The following is a 16,113-nucleotide window of genomic DNA, read 5'->3' as shown; positions in this document are numbered from 1 at the left end:
AAGTTATACTATCAACATCATTTGTATAATAGTAGGTAAACTCATGTCCAAGCCGTTGATACTGGTACTCGGTGACCAGCTGTCACTTGCGCTGCCCACGCTACGCCAGGCGCCTGATAACGCCATTGTTGCGCTCTGCGAAGTCGCCGATGAAGCTTCCTATGTGCCTCATCATATCCATAAGATCGGGCTTTTTTAGCCGCTATGCGACATTTTGCCCAGCAGCTGCGCGAAGCTGGCTGGCAGGTACATCACAGCGCATTGGATGACCCCGATAATACCCATTCCTTGATCAACGAAGCCGAGCGGCTGGCACTCGCCTACCACTGCGACCATGTTCTGGTGGTTCGCCCAGGCGAATGGCGCTTATGGGAAGCCATGCAAGCCCGCGCTAACGGCGCTATCCCCTGGCAACTGGTGGAAGATGACCGCTTTTTCACCACCCCGGATGATTTTGGCCAATGGGCACAGGGTCGCAAGCAGTTGCGTCTTGAATACTTCTATCGAGAGCAGCGCAAGCGCTCGGGCCTGCTGATGGATGCCGATAAAAAGCCAGCGGGCGGGCAATGGAACTTTGATCATGATAACCGTGAGCCTTTGCCAGATACCTTTGCCCTACCCCAACAGCGCCAGCATGAGATTGATGACATCACCCAGGAAGCCCTGAACCTAGCAGCTCGCCACTTCCCAGAGCATATCGGATGCATCGATCACTTTAACTGGCCCGTCACCCGCCAGCAGGCGCTGACAGAACTGGACGACTTTATTGCCTATCGCCTCAGTGATTTTGGCCGTTACCAGGATGCAATCAGCGACTCTGAACCCTACCTGTTCCACTCGCGGATTTCCGTCGCCCTGAATATCGGCCTGCTGTCCCCTCGGGAAGTGTGCCACGCCGTTGAACAGGCCTACCTTGAAGGCCAGGCGCCAATCAACGCCGCTGAGGGCTTTATTCGCCAGGTGCTGGGCTGGCGTGAATATGTGCGCGGCCTGTACTGGACGCAGATGCCGGAATATAAAACCCGCAATGGCCTCGGTTTCCAGCGCGAGCTACCGGCGTTTTTCTGGGATGGCAAGACCGATATGCGCTGTCTTAAACGCAATCGAGATGACCATAGATAACAGCTATGCTCACCATATCCAGCGCCTGATGGTGACAGGCAACTTTGCCCTGCTGTGCGGCGTCAAGCCAGAAGCGTTATGCGACTGGTATCTGGCGGTTTATGCCGACGCGTGTGAATGGGTCGAACTACCCAATACCCTGGGCATGGTGCTGCATGCCGACGGCGGCTTGATGGGCTCCAAGCCCTACTGTGCATCAGGCAAGTATATCGACAAGATGTCTGATCACTGCCGGCACTGTCGCTATTCGCCCAAGCAGGTGACTGGCCCCAAGGCCTGCCCATTGAATAGCCTTTACTGGCACTTCCTGGAAACTCACCGACCTGCGTTAAACCACAATCCGCGTATGAAGCTGATCTATGGCTCCCTTGACCGCATGAAAGACGAAAAGCGCACTGCCATGCGCGAACAGGCAGAACAGTTTCTTAGCGAGCTGTCGTCAGCACCCGGCTATGGCCAGCCGACGCATACCGCCGGTTACTATTCTGACTGACAGGTGACATACAGCACACTTCTTAATTACTTAACCACGAGGCCACGATGAGCCAACGAGATACTCTGAACGCTAAAGCGCCCGTCACCCTCTTTTACGACGGCCACTGCCCTTTCTGCCGCGTTGAGGTTGACTGGCTCGCAAAACATCGCCATCACCAGCGCATTCAGCTGGTGGATATCCAGCAGGCCGATTTTCTGCAAGGTGAATATGGCGCTTCTTTTGACACCATGATGGGAAAACTGCATGTGCTGGATAATGCGGGACACTGGTACATCGGTATGGATGCCAGCCGTGCCCTTTATGCCGTTCTGGGGTATCAGCGCCTGGTCAGGTTTTCGTGTCTGCCGATCATAAGCGGCATGATGGATGTTGGGTATCGGCTGTTTGCCCGCTACCGGGTCAGGTTGGGCAACTGGTGGGAAAAACGCAAAAAGAAATGAAGGCAACTAACGTGACTATTAGTTGATTTGATACTGGTTGGTTTGATAATGGTTAATAGCATTAACGGCTACCATTGGCTGAATGAAATGAACAAGCATTCACTGCTTTGTATTCAGCCAATAAAATAAAACGATGTGATTAAAACACCAGCGGCATACGCGATGTTAGGGGCGCGCTGTAATGCGCATCACGACCAATGACTTCATCCTGAGGCACATGCTGCACCAGATACGCTCGATGGATGCCCGCGCGCTTAAGCTCAAGATAAACATCATCCAGCGAACGAAATAGCATCGGCTTGGCTCGGCGGGTCAGCATGTGGCGCTCACCTTCTACATCTTCTAGTTCAACTTGGTAGAAGCGGCTACCTGAATGGGTAATTACCCTGATTTCAAAGTTATCGTGGCCCGCTACGAACTGCTTCAGTTCCTTGAGTTCCATAAATACCTCTTTCGTATATTATCTTTTTTGATTTTATCGTTCATCTTTCACCCACAGGAAACAGGCTCATGGGCATGGTTTAAAACTGCATGACAGCCTAACAACGCCGCGTGAAGATCCTGTTGCCTGAATGTGTCAGATATATGACATTTATAAGCCGAAAGCGTTCATGGTCAAACAGTTACCCAGCGGGTGGCCCTACCCGGATTTATTGATATTCAGACGGATCAATGGCTTTACCTAATGAATTACGGTCAATCCAGTTACCCGCCTTGGTTTCCTTATAGCGAAAAACCACTTGATCACCAACGCTTACCGGCACTTCACTATCTTCGGTCTGGTAGCTGTATTTTTCGCCATCGACCACTAAAAAATAGCGAAAGAGATCCGGCATACCCAGCCATTCCTTGAAAGGCCCTTCCCGTTCAAGCGACTGCAACTCGCCACGCGCCTGCAGTTTGGGGGTTCGCTGTCTGTTACCACGCCGGAAACCACCTGCCATTACGATTTCTCCTGTTTTACCAACCAATACATTAAAAAGTAAAGTAATATTATACGAGCTGCTTTTCAGAGCTCAAGCTAGTTACCAAAGGCTTCGCCATAGCTATCCGGCGCCAGATCCTCAAAGCGCGTATATTTGCCGATGAATGCCATGTGCACCGTCCCGATCGGCCCATTACGCTGCTTGCCGATAATCAGCTCAGCCAGACCCTGGTTATCCGGGTTATCCGGGTTATACACCTCATCACGATAAACAAAGGCGATCACGTCGGCGTCCTGCTCGATAGCGCCCGATTCACGCAGATCTGACATCACTGGGCGCTTGTTAGGACGCTGCTCCAGCGAGCGGTTAAGCTGCGAGAGCGCAATCACAGGGCAGTTGAATTCCTTTGCAAGCCCTTTCAGCGAGCGGGAAATTTCCGAAATTTCACCGGTACGGTTTTCCGAGAACCCTGGTATCTGCATCAGCTGCAGATAGTCGATCATGATCATCGCCATATTGCCGTGCTCACGCACGACGCGACGAATACGCGAGCGCATCTCATTAGGAGAAAGCGCGGCGGTATCATCGATAAACAGTTGTTTGTCCTTAAGCAGGTTGACTGCCGAGGTCAGTCGCGGCCAGTCCTCATCCTCAAGTTGACCGGTACGCACCCGCGTCTGGTCAATTCGACCCAGTGACGACAGCATCCTGAGCATCAGGGAATCTGCGGGCATCTCCATGGAAAACACCATCACCGGCTTGTCGCTGGCGATCACCGCATGCTCCACCAGATTCATGGCGAACGTGGTTTTCCCCATTGAGGGCCTTCCGGCAATGATCACCAGATCAGAGGGCTGTAAACCGGAGGTCATGTCATCAAGATCACGGAAGCCCGAGGAGAGCCCAGTCATCTGGCCTTTCATATTGAACAGTTCGTCAATACGATCGACTGCCTTGGTCAGCAGTTCGCTCATCCCGATCGGGCCGCCGGTCTTGGGTCGTTCTTCTGCGATCTGGAAAACCAGCCGTTCGGCCTCGTTGAGCAGCTCATCTGCGGGCCGCCCCTGGGGAGCAAACGCCCCTTCAGCAATCTGGTTGGCCGCACGAATCAGCTTACGCAAGGTAGCCCGCTCACGGACGATATCGGCATAAGCGCGAATATTGCTGGCTGACGGCGTGTTGCGTGCAAGCTCGGCAAGAAACCCGAGCCCGCCCACGGTGTCCAGCTGGTCTCGACCATCCAGCGCCTCGGATAATGTCACCACATCCAGTGGTTGCCCAGCCTCTGCCAGATGCGTCATGACGTTGAACACCAGACGATGCTCATAGCGATAGAAATCATCGGCCACCAGACGATCCGACACGTTATCCCAGGCCTGGTTGTCGAGCATCAGCCCACCCAGAACAGACTGCTCGGCCTCCAATGAATGGGGCGGCAGCTTGAGAGCAGCCGTTTCCTGATCGGCGGGATCCTGCATCATGCACTCCTTGACTCACACATCCACGGACGTTTTCCAGCCACCATCATTTTTACTATAACAGCAAAGGGCGCGGGGATTGCCCGCGCCCTTCATGTACCGCATGGTGGTTAACCGAGCAAGTTTACTCAGCCATTACCACAACACGAACGGTAGCATCTACTTCTGCATGCAGGTGCAGGTGGATGTCGTATTCGCCTGTCTGGCGAATCGGACCCTGCGGCATGCGTACTTCACTCTTTGCCACTTCGATCCCGGCAGAAGAAATGGCGTCTGCCAGATCACGCGGGCCGATTGAGCCAAACAGCTTGCCTTCATCGCCTGCCTTGGAAACCAGCGACAGTTCGATGTCGTTAAGCTGCTCCGCGCGAGCTTCAGCTTCAGCCTTACGCTCAGCGGCCTGGGCTTCCAGCTCTACACGCTGAGCTTCAAAAGCAGCGATGTTTTCTTTGGTGGCTGGCACGGCATGACCGTAAGGCACCAGGAAATTACGACCGTAACCAGGCTTAACAGTGACCTTGTCACCGAGGCCGCCCAGCTTACCAATTTTGTCGAGCAGAATGACTTCCATCTCGTAAACCTCTTGTCAATTGCTGCGGGCAAGACGGGCGCGAACGTTCGCGAATGTATCCATCAACCCTAGAAGCAGCACAATGAGAATCGTAGGCCAGGTAGTGATCAGCAATATATAGAAAGCGACCAGCCACAGCCTGTTCATCCCCTTTAATCCAATAACACCGTGTATCAACGCAATGCCAGCTATTAGCAGTGGAATCCAGCACAGCATCGCCAGTGCATAGATACCCAACAGCATGCCTGCAACGCCAATCGCAAAGAGCGTTAAGAGCTCTTTCGGGGTTAGCCTGAAGGCATGGAACTCATCCCGAAACCCGCCAGGATTATACAGCCCAGCCTGCCAGCTGCGCGCCAGGGTCAGACAGGCAATGGATGCCAGCAATACCACCAACCCTGTTACGTTGCCTACCACCAGTGAAGCCAGTGTCTGGGTATCGTAACCCTGGTTGGTCAGCTCAGTGAGCATACCATCCACTTCTTCAGAGCCCTGACGCAGTTGCTCAAGCATCAGCTCGGTGCCCTGCGGCGGGATGAAAATGCCTAACTGCACCATGGCAGATGCCACGACAGTGCCAGCAATCAGGGCAAACCCCCAACGCATACGCTCTCGCAGCACGACAGCCATCAGCGTAACAAGCAACAGGCTTGCCAGCGGTATGACGTCACCCTGAGCCCACCACCATCCCGAGGGCACTGCCGCTGCGATGATGACAGGAAGCGCAGGCGCGAAGCCTTTCCTGAGCGTTACCAGGCCAGCAATAGCGACGCCCAGCCAGAATAGCCACGGCACCAGTGTCGCCAGTGCAGCGCCACCAGCGGCGTATGGCGTGCCTTTCATTAACCATCGGGCGAGTGCCAGCATTACGTCTCTACTTACTGGTGACTATCGGTATAGGGCAGCAGTGCCAGGTAACGCGCGCGCTTGACGGCGGTTGCCAGCTGACGCTGATAGCGTGCTTTGGTGCCGGTGATACGGCTCGGAACGATCTTGCCGGTTTCGGTGATGTAAGCCTTCAGCGTGTCAAGATCTTTGTAGTCGATCTGCTTGACGCCTTCAGCAGTGAAGCGGCAAAACTTGCGGCGACGGAAAAAACGTGCCATGGATAAAGCTCCTTATGCGTGCGGTGGATAGATCAGGCTGATTCAGATTCGGATTCAGACTCGTTTTCAGTACGCGGTCTTTCTTCGCGACGTTGACGCTTCTCTTCAACCGGCTTCATCATCGGAGAGGCTTCAGTGATGGCCTCTTTACAACGCACGACCATGCTACGGATGATGGCATCGTTGAAACGGAAGATATTCTCGATTTCCTCGAGTGTCTCAGCGTTACATTCAACGTTCATCAGGACGTAGTGGGCTTTATGGATCTTGTTGATCGGATAGGCCAGATGACGACGACCCCAATCTTCAAGACGATGCACAGTACCCGCATTTTCAGCAACGATACTGGTGTAGCGCTCGACCATGGCCGGCACTTGCTCGCTCTGATCCGGATGGACCATGAACACGATTTCATAATGGCGCATAAAATCTCCTTACGGTTTGGCAGCTTCCTCAGCGCCCTGGCAAGGCCATGGAGCGTCAGGGAAGCAAGGAGTTGACTGAAAAGTTGCCCCAAACTTTGCCGCGAACGACGCTGGAGCATCAAACAGAACTGGAGACAGTGCTTATCACTGATCCTGTCGTATGGATGTTTCTATTAGGACGAACAGTGTCGGTCAAAAACAGCCATACGCAACACCCGCCTAATGGATAAACGGGCGCATGCATTCTAGTCGGCAGAGGATTAACTTGCAAGCTGGCGCTGACGCACCGCCTCGAAAAGGCAGATTCCCGTGGCCACTGAGACATTCAAGCTGGATACCTGCCCTGCCATCGGCAGCTTAACCAGATGATCACAGGCTTCTCGGGTCAGACGACGCATACCTTTACCTTCAGCCCCCATCACCAGCGCCATTGGCCCAGTAAAATCAACCTCATAAAGGCTGGTTGCCGCCTCACCTGCCGTCCCGGCAATCCAGACACCCTCCTGCTTGAGCTTCTCCAAGGTGCGTGTCAGGTTAGTGACCTGATAGACAGGCACGACTTCTGCCGCCCCACAGGCAACCTTGCGTACCGTCGCGTTTAACGGTGCGGCCTTGTCCTTGGCCACAATCACGCCGTGCGCGCCGGCCGCATCAGCACTACGTAGGCAGGCGCCAAAGTTATGCACATCGGTGACGCCGTCCAACACCAGGAGCAAAGGTGGCGTGGGCGCCGACCAGGCGCGCAGCTTCAGCCACAGGGATTCCTCCCCTTCCGCCACCAACGGCTTACAGAATGCCACTACCCCTTGATGAGCCGCCCCTTGAGTCATCTGATCGAGCATCTCGCGTGGCTGTTTAACCAGGCGCGCGCCCAGCTGTTCTGCCTTGACAGCCAGTTCTTCCAGGCGCTTTTCCACTCCTGCCTGCAACCATAGCTCGCGGGGGCTTCACCGCACTGCAGCAGGCTTTGCAAGGCATGGATGCCATACACAACCTCAAGCCCCTGAGGTGCTTTAGGCGTTTGAGGAGCCTTGGCTCCACGACGAGATGCCGACTTCATGTTGTTCCTTACGCGAGGTTCCTTACCTTGACCAGCCATTATTTGTCAGCAGGCTTGCGCGAACGGCGTGAGCGCTGCGGGCCACGGCGATTCGACTTGGATTTGCTGTCACCCGCTTTCTTATCGTCCGACTTCCTGGCAGCCTCTTTGGGCGCGGCTGCCTTGGTGTCTTCCGACGGTTTGGCCTCTGCCGGGCGCTTGCGCGGCTGACGGCGTGGACGCGGTTTTTCATCGGCCAGGCTGAAGTCGATCTTGCGATCATCCATATCAACCCGCGCCACCTGAATGGTGACGCCGTCACCCAGGCGATAGGTGGTGCCAGTGCGCTCACCTTTAAGACGGTGCTTCTCTGCTTCGTAGTGGTAGTAATCCGATGGCAGTGACGTCACATGCACCAGACCTTCCACATAGAACTCATCCAGGCGCACAAAGAGACCGAACTGGGTCACCGAGGCAATGGTACCGTCAAAGGTCTCACCCAGCTTGTCGGACATGAACTCGCATTTCAGCCAGCTTTCCACGTCTCGTGTCGCATCATCAGCGCGGCGCTCGGCCATCGAGCAGTGCTCGCCCAGCTCAACCATCTGCTCAAAGGTATACGGGCACCACTTGCTGGGTGGCTCAACAGGCGCGCCTTCTACCCGCATTACTGTATTGGTCTGGCGAGGGCCGCGTACCACCGAGCGAATGGCGCGGTGCACCAGCAGATCCGGGTAGCGGCGAATCGGCGAGGTAAAGTGCGCATAAGCCTGATAGGCCAAGCCAAAGTGGCCTTCGTTCTGGGGCGAATACACGGCCTGATTCATTGAGCGCAGCATCACCGTCTGGATGATATCCGCATCCGGGCGATCTTTGATCGTCTCGCGCAGGGCCTGATAATCCTGCGGCGTCGGGTCATCACCACCGGGCAGCGTCAACCCCAGCTCGTTGAGGAACAGACGCAACTTGTCGAGGCGTTCAGGCGTCGGCTTTTCGTGAATACGGTACAGGGCCGGAAGGTCATGCTTGTCCAGAAAACGGGCAGTAGCAACGTTAGCAGCCAGCATGCACTCTTCAATCATTTTGTGCGCGTCATTACGTTTACGCGGCACAATTTTTTCAATCTTACGCTCATCGTTAAAGATGATCGCCGTTTCGGTCGTGTCAAACTCAAGGGCGCCACGCTCAATGCGTGCGTCGTGCAAAATGCCATACAGCTCATGCAGGTCCTTGAGCGGCTTGACCAGCTTGGCATGTTCCCTGCGCAGCGTTTCGCCTTCGTCACTGTCCGGGTCCAGAATCGCCGCCACCTTGTTATAGGTCAGCCGCGCATGGGAGTTCATCACGGCTTCATAGAAGCGATAACGGCTGATCGCGCCGGTCTTGGAGATATTCATCTCACAGACCATGACCAGGCGATCAACATGGGGGTTCAGTGAGCACAACCCATTGGACAACAGCTCTGGCAACATGGGCACCACCTGCCCAGGGAAGTACACCGACGTACCCCGCGTGCGCGCCTCATCATCCAGTGGCTCGCCAGGGCGCACATAGTGGGACACATCAGCAATGGCAACCACCAGCTTCCAGCTGCCCGACTTAGTTTTCCAGGCGCAGACCGCGTCATCAAAGTCCTTGGCGGACTCATCATCGATGGTCACCAGCGGCGTATTGCGAAGATCAACCCGGTTCTGCTTATCCGCTTCAACGACTTCTGCGGAAATGGTCGAGATCTGATCCATTACCTCAGGCGGAAACTCCGCCGGAATATCGTAGCTGCGGATAGCAATATCAATTTCCATACCTGGATCCATACGCTCACCCAGCACCTCAATCACCTCACCCACCGGCTGGACTCGAGTGGCTGGCTGCTGGGTAATCCTGGCAGAAATCACCTGACCATCCTGGGCACCGCCAGAAGCACTATGGGGAATGATGACTTCCTGGGTGATACGCGGATTTTCTGGCACCAGCACGCCAAATTCAGGCGTATTGCTACGATAGACACCCACCATTGTCTGGGTGTTACGCGCAATCACATCAGCAATGGTAGCTTCATCGCGTCCGCGCCGATCGCGACCACTAACGCGTACCAGCACATGGTCGCCGTGAAAAACGCGGCGCATCTGACGTGGCGGCAGTACCAGATCGGGCTTTTTGCCATCATCGCGTAGCACAAACCCGAAACCGTCACGGTGGCCCAGCACCTTGCCCTTGATCAGATCGAGTTTATTGATCAGCGCATAGGCGCCTCGGCGATCACGCAGCACCTGGCCATCACGTTCCATGGCGGCCAAGCGACGGCGCACCGCTTCCTGATGGTCTTCATCTTCCAATCCCAGCAGGCGGCTCATGTTTTCATGGGTAATTGGCTTACCGTAATTTTCCAACGCAGCCAGCAGGTATTCCCGACTGGGTGCCGGATTATCATATTTTTGTGCTTCACGGCTCGCGTGCGGGTCGTCACTCAGCGTCCACTTATTCATAAAGTCGGCATCCTTGATTCTTTATCTTCGGCTTCTTTATCTTCAGCTAATGGGGCGCGGTGAGATTTCGCAAGCGTCAGGTGTCGCATACAAACGGGGTCAGCGGCAATACAGCTGAAATTTATACAATTATGTTTGATCATGTAGGCAGTATAGCGCTGCTGGCAGCATCACCCAACCACGTAAGTAGAAGAATTGTTGCCAAACAACACCCCATGCTCCATGAAAGCACAAAGAACAGTAAATTGGGCTGAAAAGCACTTGCATTTCATGGCCATCTCGGTATCATACGCGCCAATTGCCCAGATGGCGGAATTGGTAGACGCGCTAGCTTCAGGTGCTAGTGACCGTATGGTCGTGGAGGTTCAAGTCCTCTTCTGGGCACCACATCTTTTTTCAGCTAACTAAAAGCTGACAAAACAAAGATGTAGCAGTGAAGGTTATTGAGTAGTAAAAAAATATAGCAAGTGTTCGCCCAGGTGGCGGAATTGGTAGACGCGCTAGCTTCAGGTGCTAGTGACCGTATGGTCGTGGAGGTTCAAGTCCTCTCCTGGGCACCAATCGAACACTGTTTAGCTATGTTTCAGAGTACTAGATAGATCCAGTCAAGATGTAAGGCCCAGGTGGCGGAATTGGTAGACGCGCTAGCTTCAGGTGCTAGTGACCGTATGGTCGTGGAGGTTCAAGTCCTCTCCTGGGCACCAAAAGTATCAACCCCATGTTGTTGTCAAGCATCCCCACTATTTCTGTTGCCCCTTCTCTAATTGAAACTACCCTTATCTACACCCGACTTAAATCTACGCTCGATTTAAATGTGCTGGGCGGTAATGTCTCCTGCCTGATATAAAAACGACCACTCTTTTTCGGCTTTTCAGAAACCGCAAAGAATGGCCGCACAGCGGATTATTGACGCCTAACTGCCAGGAAGACATAAGATATTTCTGGCTAGCTTTTACTGAAACCGCCCTGGCTTGCGGGCGACTTCTTCCAGCGCCCAGCCGTTAGTACTTATCTGACCTTCCAGAGCTTGCTCGACGGCTGGGGTCAGATCGGGGAAGAAATTCAGCCCTGTTTTTGCCTCTACCTCATCAATGGATACCAGGTAGTCATCCAGAGGTTCATTGCCTTGCACCTTCTGCGGCATGATAAAAGCTAACGCGCGCGGGTTTTCCGAGTGTGGCGCTACGATGATCTTGTAGAACGCAACCGGCACTTCGACAAAGCCAACGCGATCCATAGCATTGCTGAAACCTTCCGCGTAGATCGGCCCGGTGATTACCTGTAACTGCTCGAAACGCGGCGCGAAATGGTCCATTACCGCTTCTTCCAGGCGCTGCCATAGCTGGCGGTTCAACTCTGGCGTTTGCGGTGACATGTTACTCATCAGAAAGGTGTCTACCTGAGCCTGGCGGCCATGCACCGCAGCGATAGCATAGTTGGGCGCCAGGTGGCCGCGGTCGTAACCACTGCCCGAGTAGCTATCAGTGCCGATTGGCCAGAGCGTTCGCCAATCGGCCGAGAAGCCTGGGCGACTGCCAATGGCAGCATCGTCAACGGCGGCGAGTTGATAGCTGACCCATAAGGCCCCGGCACGCAAATCTGACCACCCTAACAGGTAGCCGTCGTTACGCATCACGCGGTGAAAGGATGTCAGGCTTAGTTCGTCCCAGGTAGGCACCCCTTCCCAGGTATAGGCATCGCGGTAGCTTTGCTCTTGAAATAGCCATAGGCCTGAACCAATCACAACAAATAGGGCCGTCACCGCGAGGCGACGGCCCTGACGACGTAAACGAGACATTGCGCGACCCAAGGTACTAACTCCTTTTAGTAATGCGGGAAAATACAGCTAGGGGCAGGTGTTACCAGCCCACTGAGAACATGGTTTCCAGGTCATGGCGCGAATGCACCTGCATGGCGTTAAGCGTTTCGGTATCACTGATACCTTCCACTTTATTTAGGCGCTCAGTGACAAGCTCAGCAAGGCTTTCAAAATCCCGCGTGCGGGCGATAGCGACAAGATCATAGCGGCCGCAGGTGGAATACACCTCGCTGATCCCTTCCACATCAGCAAGACGTTCGGCCACAGCCTTTACCTGGCCTTTTTCGGTATTGATCAAAATAACAGCGTTTTGCATGGCGAGCCTCACGAAATAGTAATATTCAACAACAAGGGAACGTATTAAAACTTCTTGTGCCAAAGTATAACAGCACAATGAGTGACTGCGCAGATGGGTTGAGTAAGCCTTATTAGGCAGGACTTAACAAACCCTTAACGTGGCGAATTGTCGCTGGATGATAAGCTTATTCGCACTCTGCAGGCACTTACGCTAAAATACCTCTTAACTCCGGTTAAGCAGGTTCTGTCGGAGCCCTGAAGAGGTGGACAACCACCCACAAGACCGTGAATACAACGTCAGACCGTGACGATAAGGAGAGATCATGGCTAATCAAAGCCGTCGTGACTTCATGCGCAACAGTATGCTTGGCCTTGCGGCACTGCCGCTAGGTGCTGGCATTCTTTCCAAGACTGCTTTCGCCCAGGATCTGCCACGCCTGGATCCTTCCTCCAGCAACGCCCAGGCGTTGAACTACGTAGAAGTCGCTAGCGAAGCAAGCGATCATCCTGCTTATGCTGAAGGCGAACAGTGCAATAACTGCATGTTCTGGATTGCTGATAAAGAAGGCTGCCAGTTGTTCCCGCAGAACAGCGTCGAACCAGCCGGTTGGTGCCAATCCTGGACAGCTGCTGCTTAAGCACTGCTACTGCACCAAGATACCAAAGCCCGCTTTTATAGCGGGCTTTTTTAATCTGGCCTATGAAGCATACCTAGCACTCAGAGCGCAGCGGCCACTTGAGTGCCTTGCTCAATAGCGCGCTTGGCATCAAGTTCGGCCGCCTCCTCGGCACCACCAATAATCTGTACTCTGATACCTGCCTTTTCCAAAGGCCCGAGTAAGTCACGCACAGATTCCTGACCCGCACACACCACTATGCTATCTACCGCAAGCACCTGCACTGTGTCCTGATGGCGGATATGCAAGCCTTGATCGTCGATCTGCAGGTACTCACACCCTGCCAGCATAGTAACGCCATGCTGTTTAAGCGATGCTCGATGCACCCAGCCGGTGGTCTTGCCGAGATTTTTGCCAGGCTTGGAGGTTTTACGCTGCAACATCACCACCTCTCGGGCGCTGGCCGGATGCTGCGGGGCTTTCAGCCCACCTGCCTGATTAATCTCAAGATCAACGCCCCATTCATCGCACCAGGCATTGATATCCAAGGCAGTAGGCACCTGATTGACCAGCAGCTCAGCCACGTCAAAGCCAATACCACCTGAACCGATCACCGCCACTTTGTGGCCCACGCGCTGCGGCTCGCGGATCGCTTCGGCATAGGAGAGCACACTGGGATGGTCTGCACCGGGTATCGCCAGCTGACGCGGCTGTACGCCAGTGGCCAGCACGACCTCATCGAATGTTACCAGCTCCTCTACGCTGGCTTTACTATTGAGACGGATGTCCACCGCGTACTTTTCCAGCATCACTCGGTAATAGCGCAGAGTCTCGTTGAACTCCTCTTTACCAGGAATCTTGCGTGCATAATTGAACTGCCCGCCTAACTCGGCCTGGCGTTCAAACAGCACCACCTGATGCCCGCGCTGAGCAGCCGTCACGGCTGCCGCAAGTCCCGCCGGGCCACCCCCACAACCGCGACCTGCCTGATCTTGGCTGCAGGTGTCACCACCAACTCCGTCTCATGGCAAGCACGCGGATTGACCAAACAGGACGTCAGCTTGCCAGCGAAGGTGTGATCCAGGCAGGCCTGATTACAGGCGATGCAGGTATTGATTTCATCCGCGCGCCCCTCCTCGGCCTTATTAATCCATTCAGGGTCCGCCAGAAACGGACGTGCCATGGAGACCATATCCGCATGACCTTGTGCCAGCACTTGTTCAGCCACCTCCGGCATATTGATCCGGTTGGTGGTAATCAATGGCAGCGTGACCTCACTGCGCAGCTTTTGGGTTACTTGAGTGAAGGCCGCACGTGGCACGCTGGTGACGATGGTTGGCACCCTGGCCTCATGCCAGCCAATGCCAGTATTCAGCGCATCAGCTCCTACTGATTCAATCGCCTTGGCAAGGGCGACCACCTCTTCATGAGTGCTGCCCTCTTCTACCAGATCAATCATCGACAAACGAAAAATCAGCGCAAAGTTTTTGCCGACTGCTTTACGCACACGACTTACAATTTCAATAGCAAAGCGAATGCGGTTTTCGAAACTCCCGCCCCACTGATCATCACGCTGATTGGTGCGCTGGCAGATAAACTGGTTAATCAGGTAGCCTTCAGAGCCCATGATTTCAACGCCGTCATAGCCCGCCTGCTGGGCCAGACGGGCACAGCGCACATAGTCGGCAATCTGCTGCTCGACTTCGTCGCTGTCAAGCGCTCGCGGGGTGAACCTATTGATCGGCGCCTGGATAGCAGAGGGCGCCACCAGTTCAGGCGAATAGGCATAGCGCCCGGCGTGGAGAATCTGCATGCACAGATGCCCACCCTCGCGGTGAACCGCATCTACTACTTGACGATGCTCAGCAAGCTGAGAGTCATCTATCAGCGCATTGGCCCCATGAAAAACAGCGCCTTCAGGGTTAGGCGCAATGCCACCGGTAACGATCAGGCCAACGCCTGCCCGGGCGCGCTCCGCGTAAAAATGTGCCAGCCTGGCAAAGCCATTGGGTGATTCCTCAAGGTTGGTATGCATTGACCCCATTAATACGCGGTTGGGCAATGTTAAGGGGCCAAGCTGTAGCGGCTGGAAAATATGCGGGTAGGCAGTCATTGGGCTTCCTCACTCAAGCAGATGTTATTGTTTGCGGCTATTCAAACAAGCGTATGACATTGTGCGGATCAGGTACACCCCTGAGTTCGATAATCTGGACGACAACGATGGCTAGATGCGTTAATCACAACCTTGCCCCTTGTCGTTTGTTTCAATGCGCGTCACATTAACAGGCTAACTATTCTCAGGAACCTTTTTCAGGAACCTTTACATGCGACTGATTTATTTTTTGCCGCCGCTGGCCACGGTGCTGATCTGGTCAGGCAACATGACCATCAACCAGCTAACGGTGGGCAGCATTGCGCCGAGCAGTATTGCCTTTCTACGCTGGTTATTGGCCTTGCTGGTGATGACACCCTTTGTGCTGCCTGCCGCCTGGCGTCATCGCGATGAGATTCTCAAGCAATGGCCAAGACTTGCGCTACTGGGCATGCTGGGAATGGGCTTATGGCAAGGCCTGGCTTATGTGGCAGCAGAGACAACCTCGGCCACCAATATGGGTATTCTCGCGGCCATGGTGCCGCTTTTAACCGTGCTGCTTAGCGCGCTGATCCTGCGCGAGCCGCCCACCCTTGGCGGCATTATCGGCGGCGTGCTGGCCTTTTTCGGCGTCACCGTGCTGCTTGGGCAAGGTAACCCGTTATCATTGCTGCAGCTAAAGGTATCACCAGGGGATGCCTTGATGGTGGTCGCGGCCACCTGTTATGCCATGTATGGGGTCATGCTGCGGCGCTGGCAGATGAAGCTGCCGCCCTGGGTCATGCTGTATGGCCAGATATGCTTTGCGGTGCTGATTCTGCTGCCCCCTTATCTGCTCGGGCCAAAGACGCCCGTTGATGGGCATAATGTCTGGCTGATTCTGTATGCGGGCATTCCGGCATCGATCATTACAACGTACCTATGGATGCGCGCGGTACGTCAGATCGGGGCCAACCAGGCAAGCATTTTCATCAACCTGATGCCCTTGTTCAGTGCCATTATTGCCATGATCTTTCTGGGTGAACACTTGGCCGTCTTCCACATTATTGGTGGTCTTTTGATTCTCGGGGGTGTCATCATGGCACAGACATTGACCCTGCCGTTCAAGCAGACACTGGCCCAGTGGAAGCCAGACCGACCTCAACAGTAGCGGCGCAGAAGTGCTAGAGTAACGCTATATTTTTGAATTGGGAAAACCA

At 54.4% G+C, this 16,113-nt stretch carries 13 protein-coding genes, 3 tRNA genes and 3 pseudogenes; 7 read left to right on the top strand and 12 right to left on the bottom strand.

Going from position 1 to position 16,113, the window contains the following annotated elements:
* Window positions 1-43 precede the first annotated feature (43 nt).
* Window positions 44-1,615, top strand: a pseudogene (locus tag HLB35_RS01205) (cryptochrome/photolyase family protein).
* Between the two features lie 47 nt (window positions 1,616-1,662).
* Entirely contained in the window at window positions 1,663-2,058 is a 396-nt protein-coding gene (locus HLB35_RS01200) for a thiol-disulfide oxidoreductase DCC family protein (protein ID WP_171701204.1), read from the top strand.
* Between the two features lie 139 nt (window positions 2,059-2,197).
* On the opposite strand, the gene HLB35_RS01195 is transcribed toward HLB35_RS01200, so the two are convergent.
* From HLB35_RS01195 to rnr, 9 genes and pseudogenes are all read right to left on the bottom strand, one after another.
* The gene (locus HLB35_RS01195) at window positions 2,198-2,500 is read right to left on the bottom strand and encodes a DUF6482 family protein (protein WP_171701203.1); all 303 of its coding nucleotides are present in this window, start codon (window positions 2,498-2,500) and stop codon (window positions 2,198-2,200) included.
* A gap of 208 nt (window positions 2,501-2,708) precedes the next feature.
* Window positions 2,709-3,002: a hypothetical protein gene (locus HLB35_RS01190; RefSeq protein ID WP_171701202.1), complete on the bottom strand. Its 294-nt coding sequence runs from the start codon at window positions 3,000-3,002 to the stop codon at window positions 2,709-2,711.
* Between the two features lie 77 nt (window positions 3,003-3,079).
* Window positions 3,080-4,465: a replicative DNA helicase gene (dnaB, locus tag HLB35_RS01185; RefSeq protein ID WP_422822401.1), complete on the bottom strand. Its 1,386-nt coding sequence runs from the start codon at window positions 4,463-4,465 to the stop codon at window positions 3,080-3,082.
* A gap of 121 nt (window positions 4,466-4,586) precedes the next feature.
* Window positions 4,587-5,033, bottom strand: a complete 447-nt coding sequence (rplI, locus tag HLB35_RS01180) for a 50S ribosomal protein L9 (RefSeq protein ID WP_171701200.1) — start codon at window positions 5,031-5,033, stop codon at window positions 4,587-4,589.
* 15 nt (window positions 5,034-5,048) lie between these two features.
* The gene (locus tag HLB35_RS01175) at window positions 5,049-5,900 is read right to left on the bottom strand and encodes a YybS family protein (RefSeq protein WP_171701199.1); all 852 of its coding nucleotides are present in this window, start codon (window positions 5,898-5,900) and stop codon (window positions 5,049-5,051) included.
* Between the two features lie 11 nt (window positions 5,901-5,911).
* On the bottom strand, window positions 5,912-6,139 hold the full coding sequence (gene rpsR / locus HLB35_RS01170) for a 30S ribosomal protein S18 (protein WP_023004506.1): 228 nt from the start codon (window positions 6,137-6,139) through the stop codon (window positions 5,912-5,914).
* A gap of 32 nt (window positions 6,140-6,171) precedes the next feature.
* Window positions 6,172-6,564: a 30S ribosomal protein S6 gene (rpsF, locus tag HLB35_RS01165; protein WP_171701198.1), complete on the bottom strand. Its 393-nt coding sequence runs from the start codon at window positions 6,562-6,564 to the stop codon at window positions 6,172-6,174.
* Window positions 6,565-6,824: 260 nt separating this feature from the next.
* Window positions 6,825-7,624 (bottom strand): annotated as a pseudogene (rlmB, locus tag HLB35_RS01160) (23S rRNA (guanosine(2251)-2'-O)-methyltransferase RlmB).
* A gap of 38 nt (window positions 7,625-7,662) precedes the next feature.
* Window positions 7,663-10,089, bottom strand: a complete 2,427-nt coding sequence (gene rnr / locus HLB35_RS01155) for a ribonuclease R (RefSeq protein WP_171701197.1) — start codon at window positions 10,087-10,089, stop codon at window positions 7,663-7,665.
* A gap of 300 nt (window positions 10,090-10,389) precedes the next feature.
* Here rnr and HLB35_RS01150 point away from each other — a divergent pair.
* The 3 genes from HLB35_RS01150 to HLB35_RS01140 all read left to right on the top strand — a co-directional run bounded on the left by HLB35_RS01150 (window position 10,390) and on the right by HLB35_RS01140 (window position 10,793).
* Window positions 10,390-10,476, top strand: a tRNA-Leu gene (locus HLB35_RS01150).
* Window positions 10,477-10,562: 86 nt separating this feature from the next.
* Window positions 10,563-10,649, top strand: a tRNA-Leu gene (locus HLB35_RS01145).
* A gap of 57 nt (window positions 10,650-10,706) precedes the next feature.
* Window positions 10,707-10,793 (top strand) — tRNA-Leu (locus HLB35_RS01140).
* Between the two features lie 248 nt (window positions 10,794-11,041).
* Here the strand turns inward: HLB35_RS01140 and HLB35_RS01135 are convergent.
* Both HLB35_RS01135 and HLB35_RS01130 read right to left on the bottom strand, forming a co-directional pair.
* Window positions 11,042-11,887 carry a DNA/RNA non-specific endonuclease gene (locus tag HLB35_RS01135; RefSeq protein ID WP_171701566.1) on the bottom strand — a complete coding sequence of 282 codons (846 nt, stop codon included), beginning with the start codon at window positions 11,885-11,887 and terminating at the stop codon, window positions 11,042-11,044.
* A 61-nt stretch (window positions 11,888-11,948) separates the two neighbouring features.
* Window positions 11,949-12,224: an Lrp/AsnC family transcriptional regulator gene (locus HLB35_RS01130; RefSeq protein WP_171701196.1), complete on the bottom strand. Its 276-nt coding sequence runs from the start codon at window positions 12,222-12,224 to the stop codon at window positions 11,949-11,951.
* Between the two features lie 304 nt (window positions 12,225-12,528).
* Here HLB35_RS01130 and HLB35_RS01125 point away from each other — a divergent pair, with 304 nt between their 5' ends.
* Complete coding sequence (locus tag HLB35_RS01125; protein ID WP_171701195.1) at window positions 12,529-12,843, top strand: high-potential iron-sulfur protein; 315 nt, start codon at window positions 12,529-12,531, stop codon at window positions 12,841-12,843.
* Window positions 12,844-12,923: 80 nt separating this feature from the next.
* On the opposite strand, the pseudogene HLB35_RS01120 reads toward HLB35_RS01125, so the two are convergent.
* Window positions 12,924-14,935, bottom strand: a pseudogene (locus HLB35_RS01120) (oxidoreductase).
* Between the two features lie 211 nt (window positions 14,936-15,146).
* Here HLB35_RS01120 and HLB35_RS01115 point away from each other — a divergent pair.
* Window positions 15,147-16,064, top strand: coding sequence for a DMT family transporter (locus HLB35_RS01115; RefSeq protein WP_171701194.1), 918 nt, complete (start codon window positions 15,147-15,149; stop codon window positions 16,062-16,064).
* Window positions 16,065-16,113: the final 49 nt, after the last annotated feature.

Origin of the sequence: Vreelandella azerica (assembly GCF_013112225.1) — a bacterium.
Classification (GTDB): domain Bacteria; phylum Pseudomonadota; class Gammaproteobacteria; order Pseudomonadales; family Halomonadaceae; genus Vreelandella; species Vreelandella azerica.
This window is presented reverse-complemented; position numbering and strand designations above follow the sequence as displayed.

Excerpts from the sequence above, each read along its gene's own strand:
- HLB35_RS01190 (WP_171701202.1), bottom strand. The coding sequence starts at position 3,002 with ATGGCAGGTGGTTTCCGGCGTGGTAACAGACAGCGAACCCCCAAACTG.
- rpsR (WP_023004506.1), bottom strand. The coding sequence starts at position 6,139 with ATGGCACGTTTTTTCCGTCGCCGCAAGTTTTGCCGCTTCACTGCTGAA.
- rpsF (WP_171701198.1), bottom strand. The coding sequence starts at position 6,564 with ATGCGCCATTATGAAATCGTGTTCATGGTCCATCCGGATCAGAGCGAG.
- dnaB (WP_422822401.1), bottom strand. The coding sequence starts at position 4,465 with ATGATGCAGGATCCCGCCGATCAGGAAACGGCTGCTCTCAAGCTGCCG.
- HLB35_RS01125 (WP_171701195.1), top strand. The coding sequence starts at position 12,529 with ATGGCTAATCAAAGCCGTCGTGACTTCATGCGCAACAGTATGCTTGGC.
- HLB35_RS01115 (WP_171701194.1), top strand. The coding sequence starts at position 15,147 with ATGCGACTGATTTATTTTTTGCCGCCGCTGGCCACGGTGCTGATCTGG.
- rplI (WP_171701200.1), bottom strand. The coding sequence starts at position 5,033 with ATGGAAGTCATTCTGCTCGACAAAATTGGTAAGCTGGGCGGCCTCGGT.
- HLB35_RS01195 (WP_171701203.1), bottom strand. The coding sequence starts at position 2,500 with ATGGAACTCAAGGAACTGAAGCAGTTCGTAGCGGGCCACGATAACTTT.
- rnr (WP_171701197.1), bottom strand. The coding sequence starts at position 10,089 with ATGAATAAGTGGACGCTGAGTGACGACCCGCACGCGAGCCGTGAAGCA.
- HLB35_RS01175 (WP_171701199.1), bottom strand. The coding sequence starts at position 5,900 with ATGCTGGCACTCGCCCGATGGTTAATGAAAGGCACGCCATACGCCGCT.
- HLB35_RS01135 (WP_171701566.1), bottom strand. The coding sequence starts at position 11,887 with ATGTCTCGTTTACGTCGTCAGGGCCGTCGCCTCGCGGTGACGGCCCTA.
- HLB35_RS01200 (WP_171701204.1), top strand. The coding sequence starts at position 1,663 with ATGAGCCAACGAGATACTCTGAACGCTAAAGCGCCCGTCACCCTCTTT.
- HLB35_RS01130 (WP_171701196.1), bottom strand. The coding sequence starts at position 12,224 with ATGCAAAACGCTGTTATTTTGATCAATACCGAAAAAGGCCAGGTAAAG.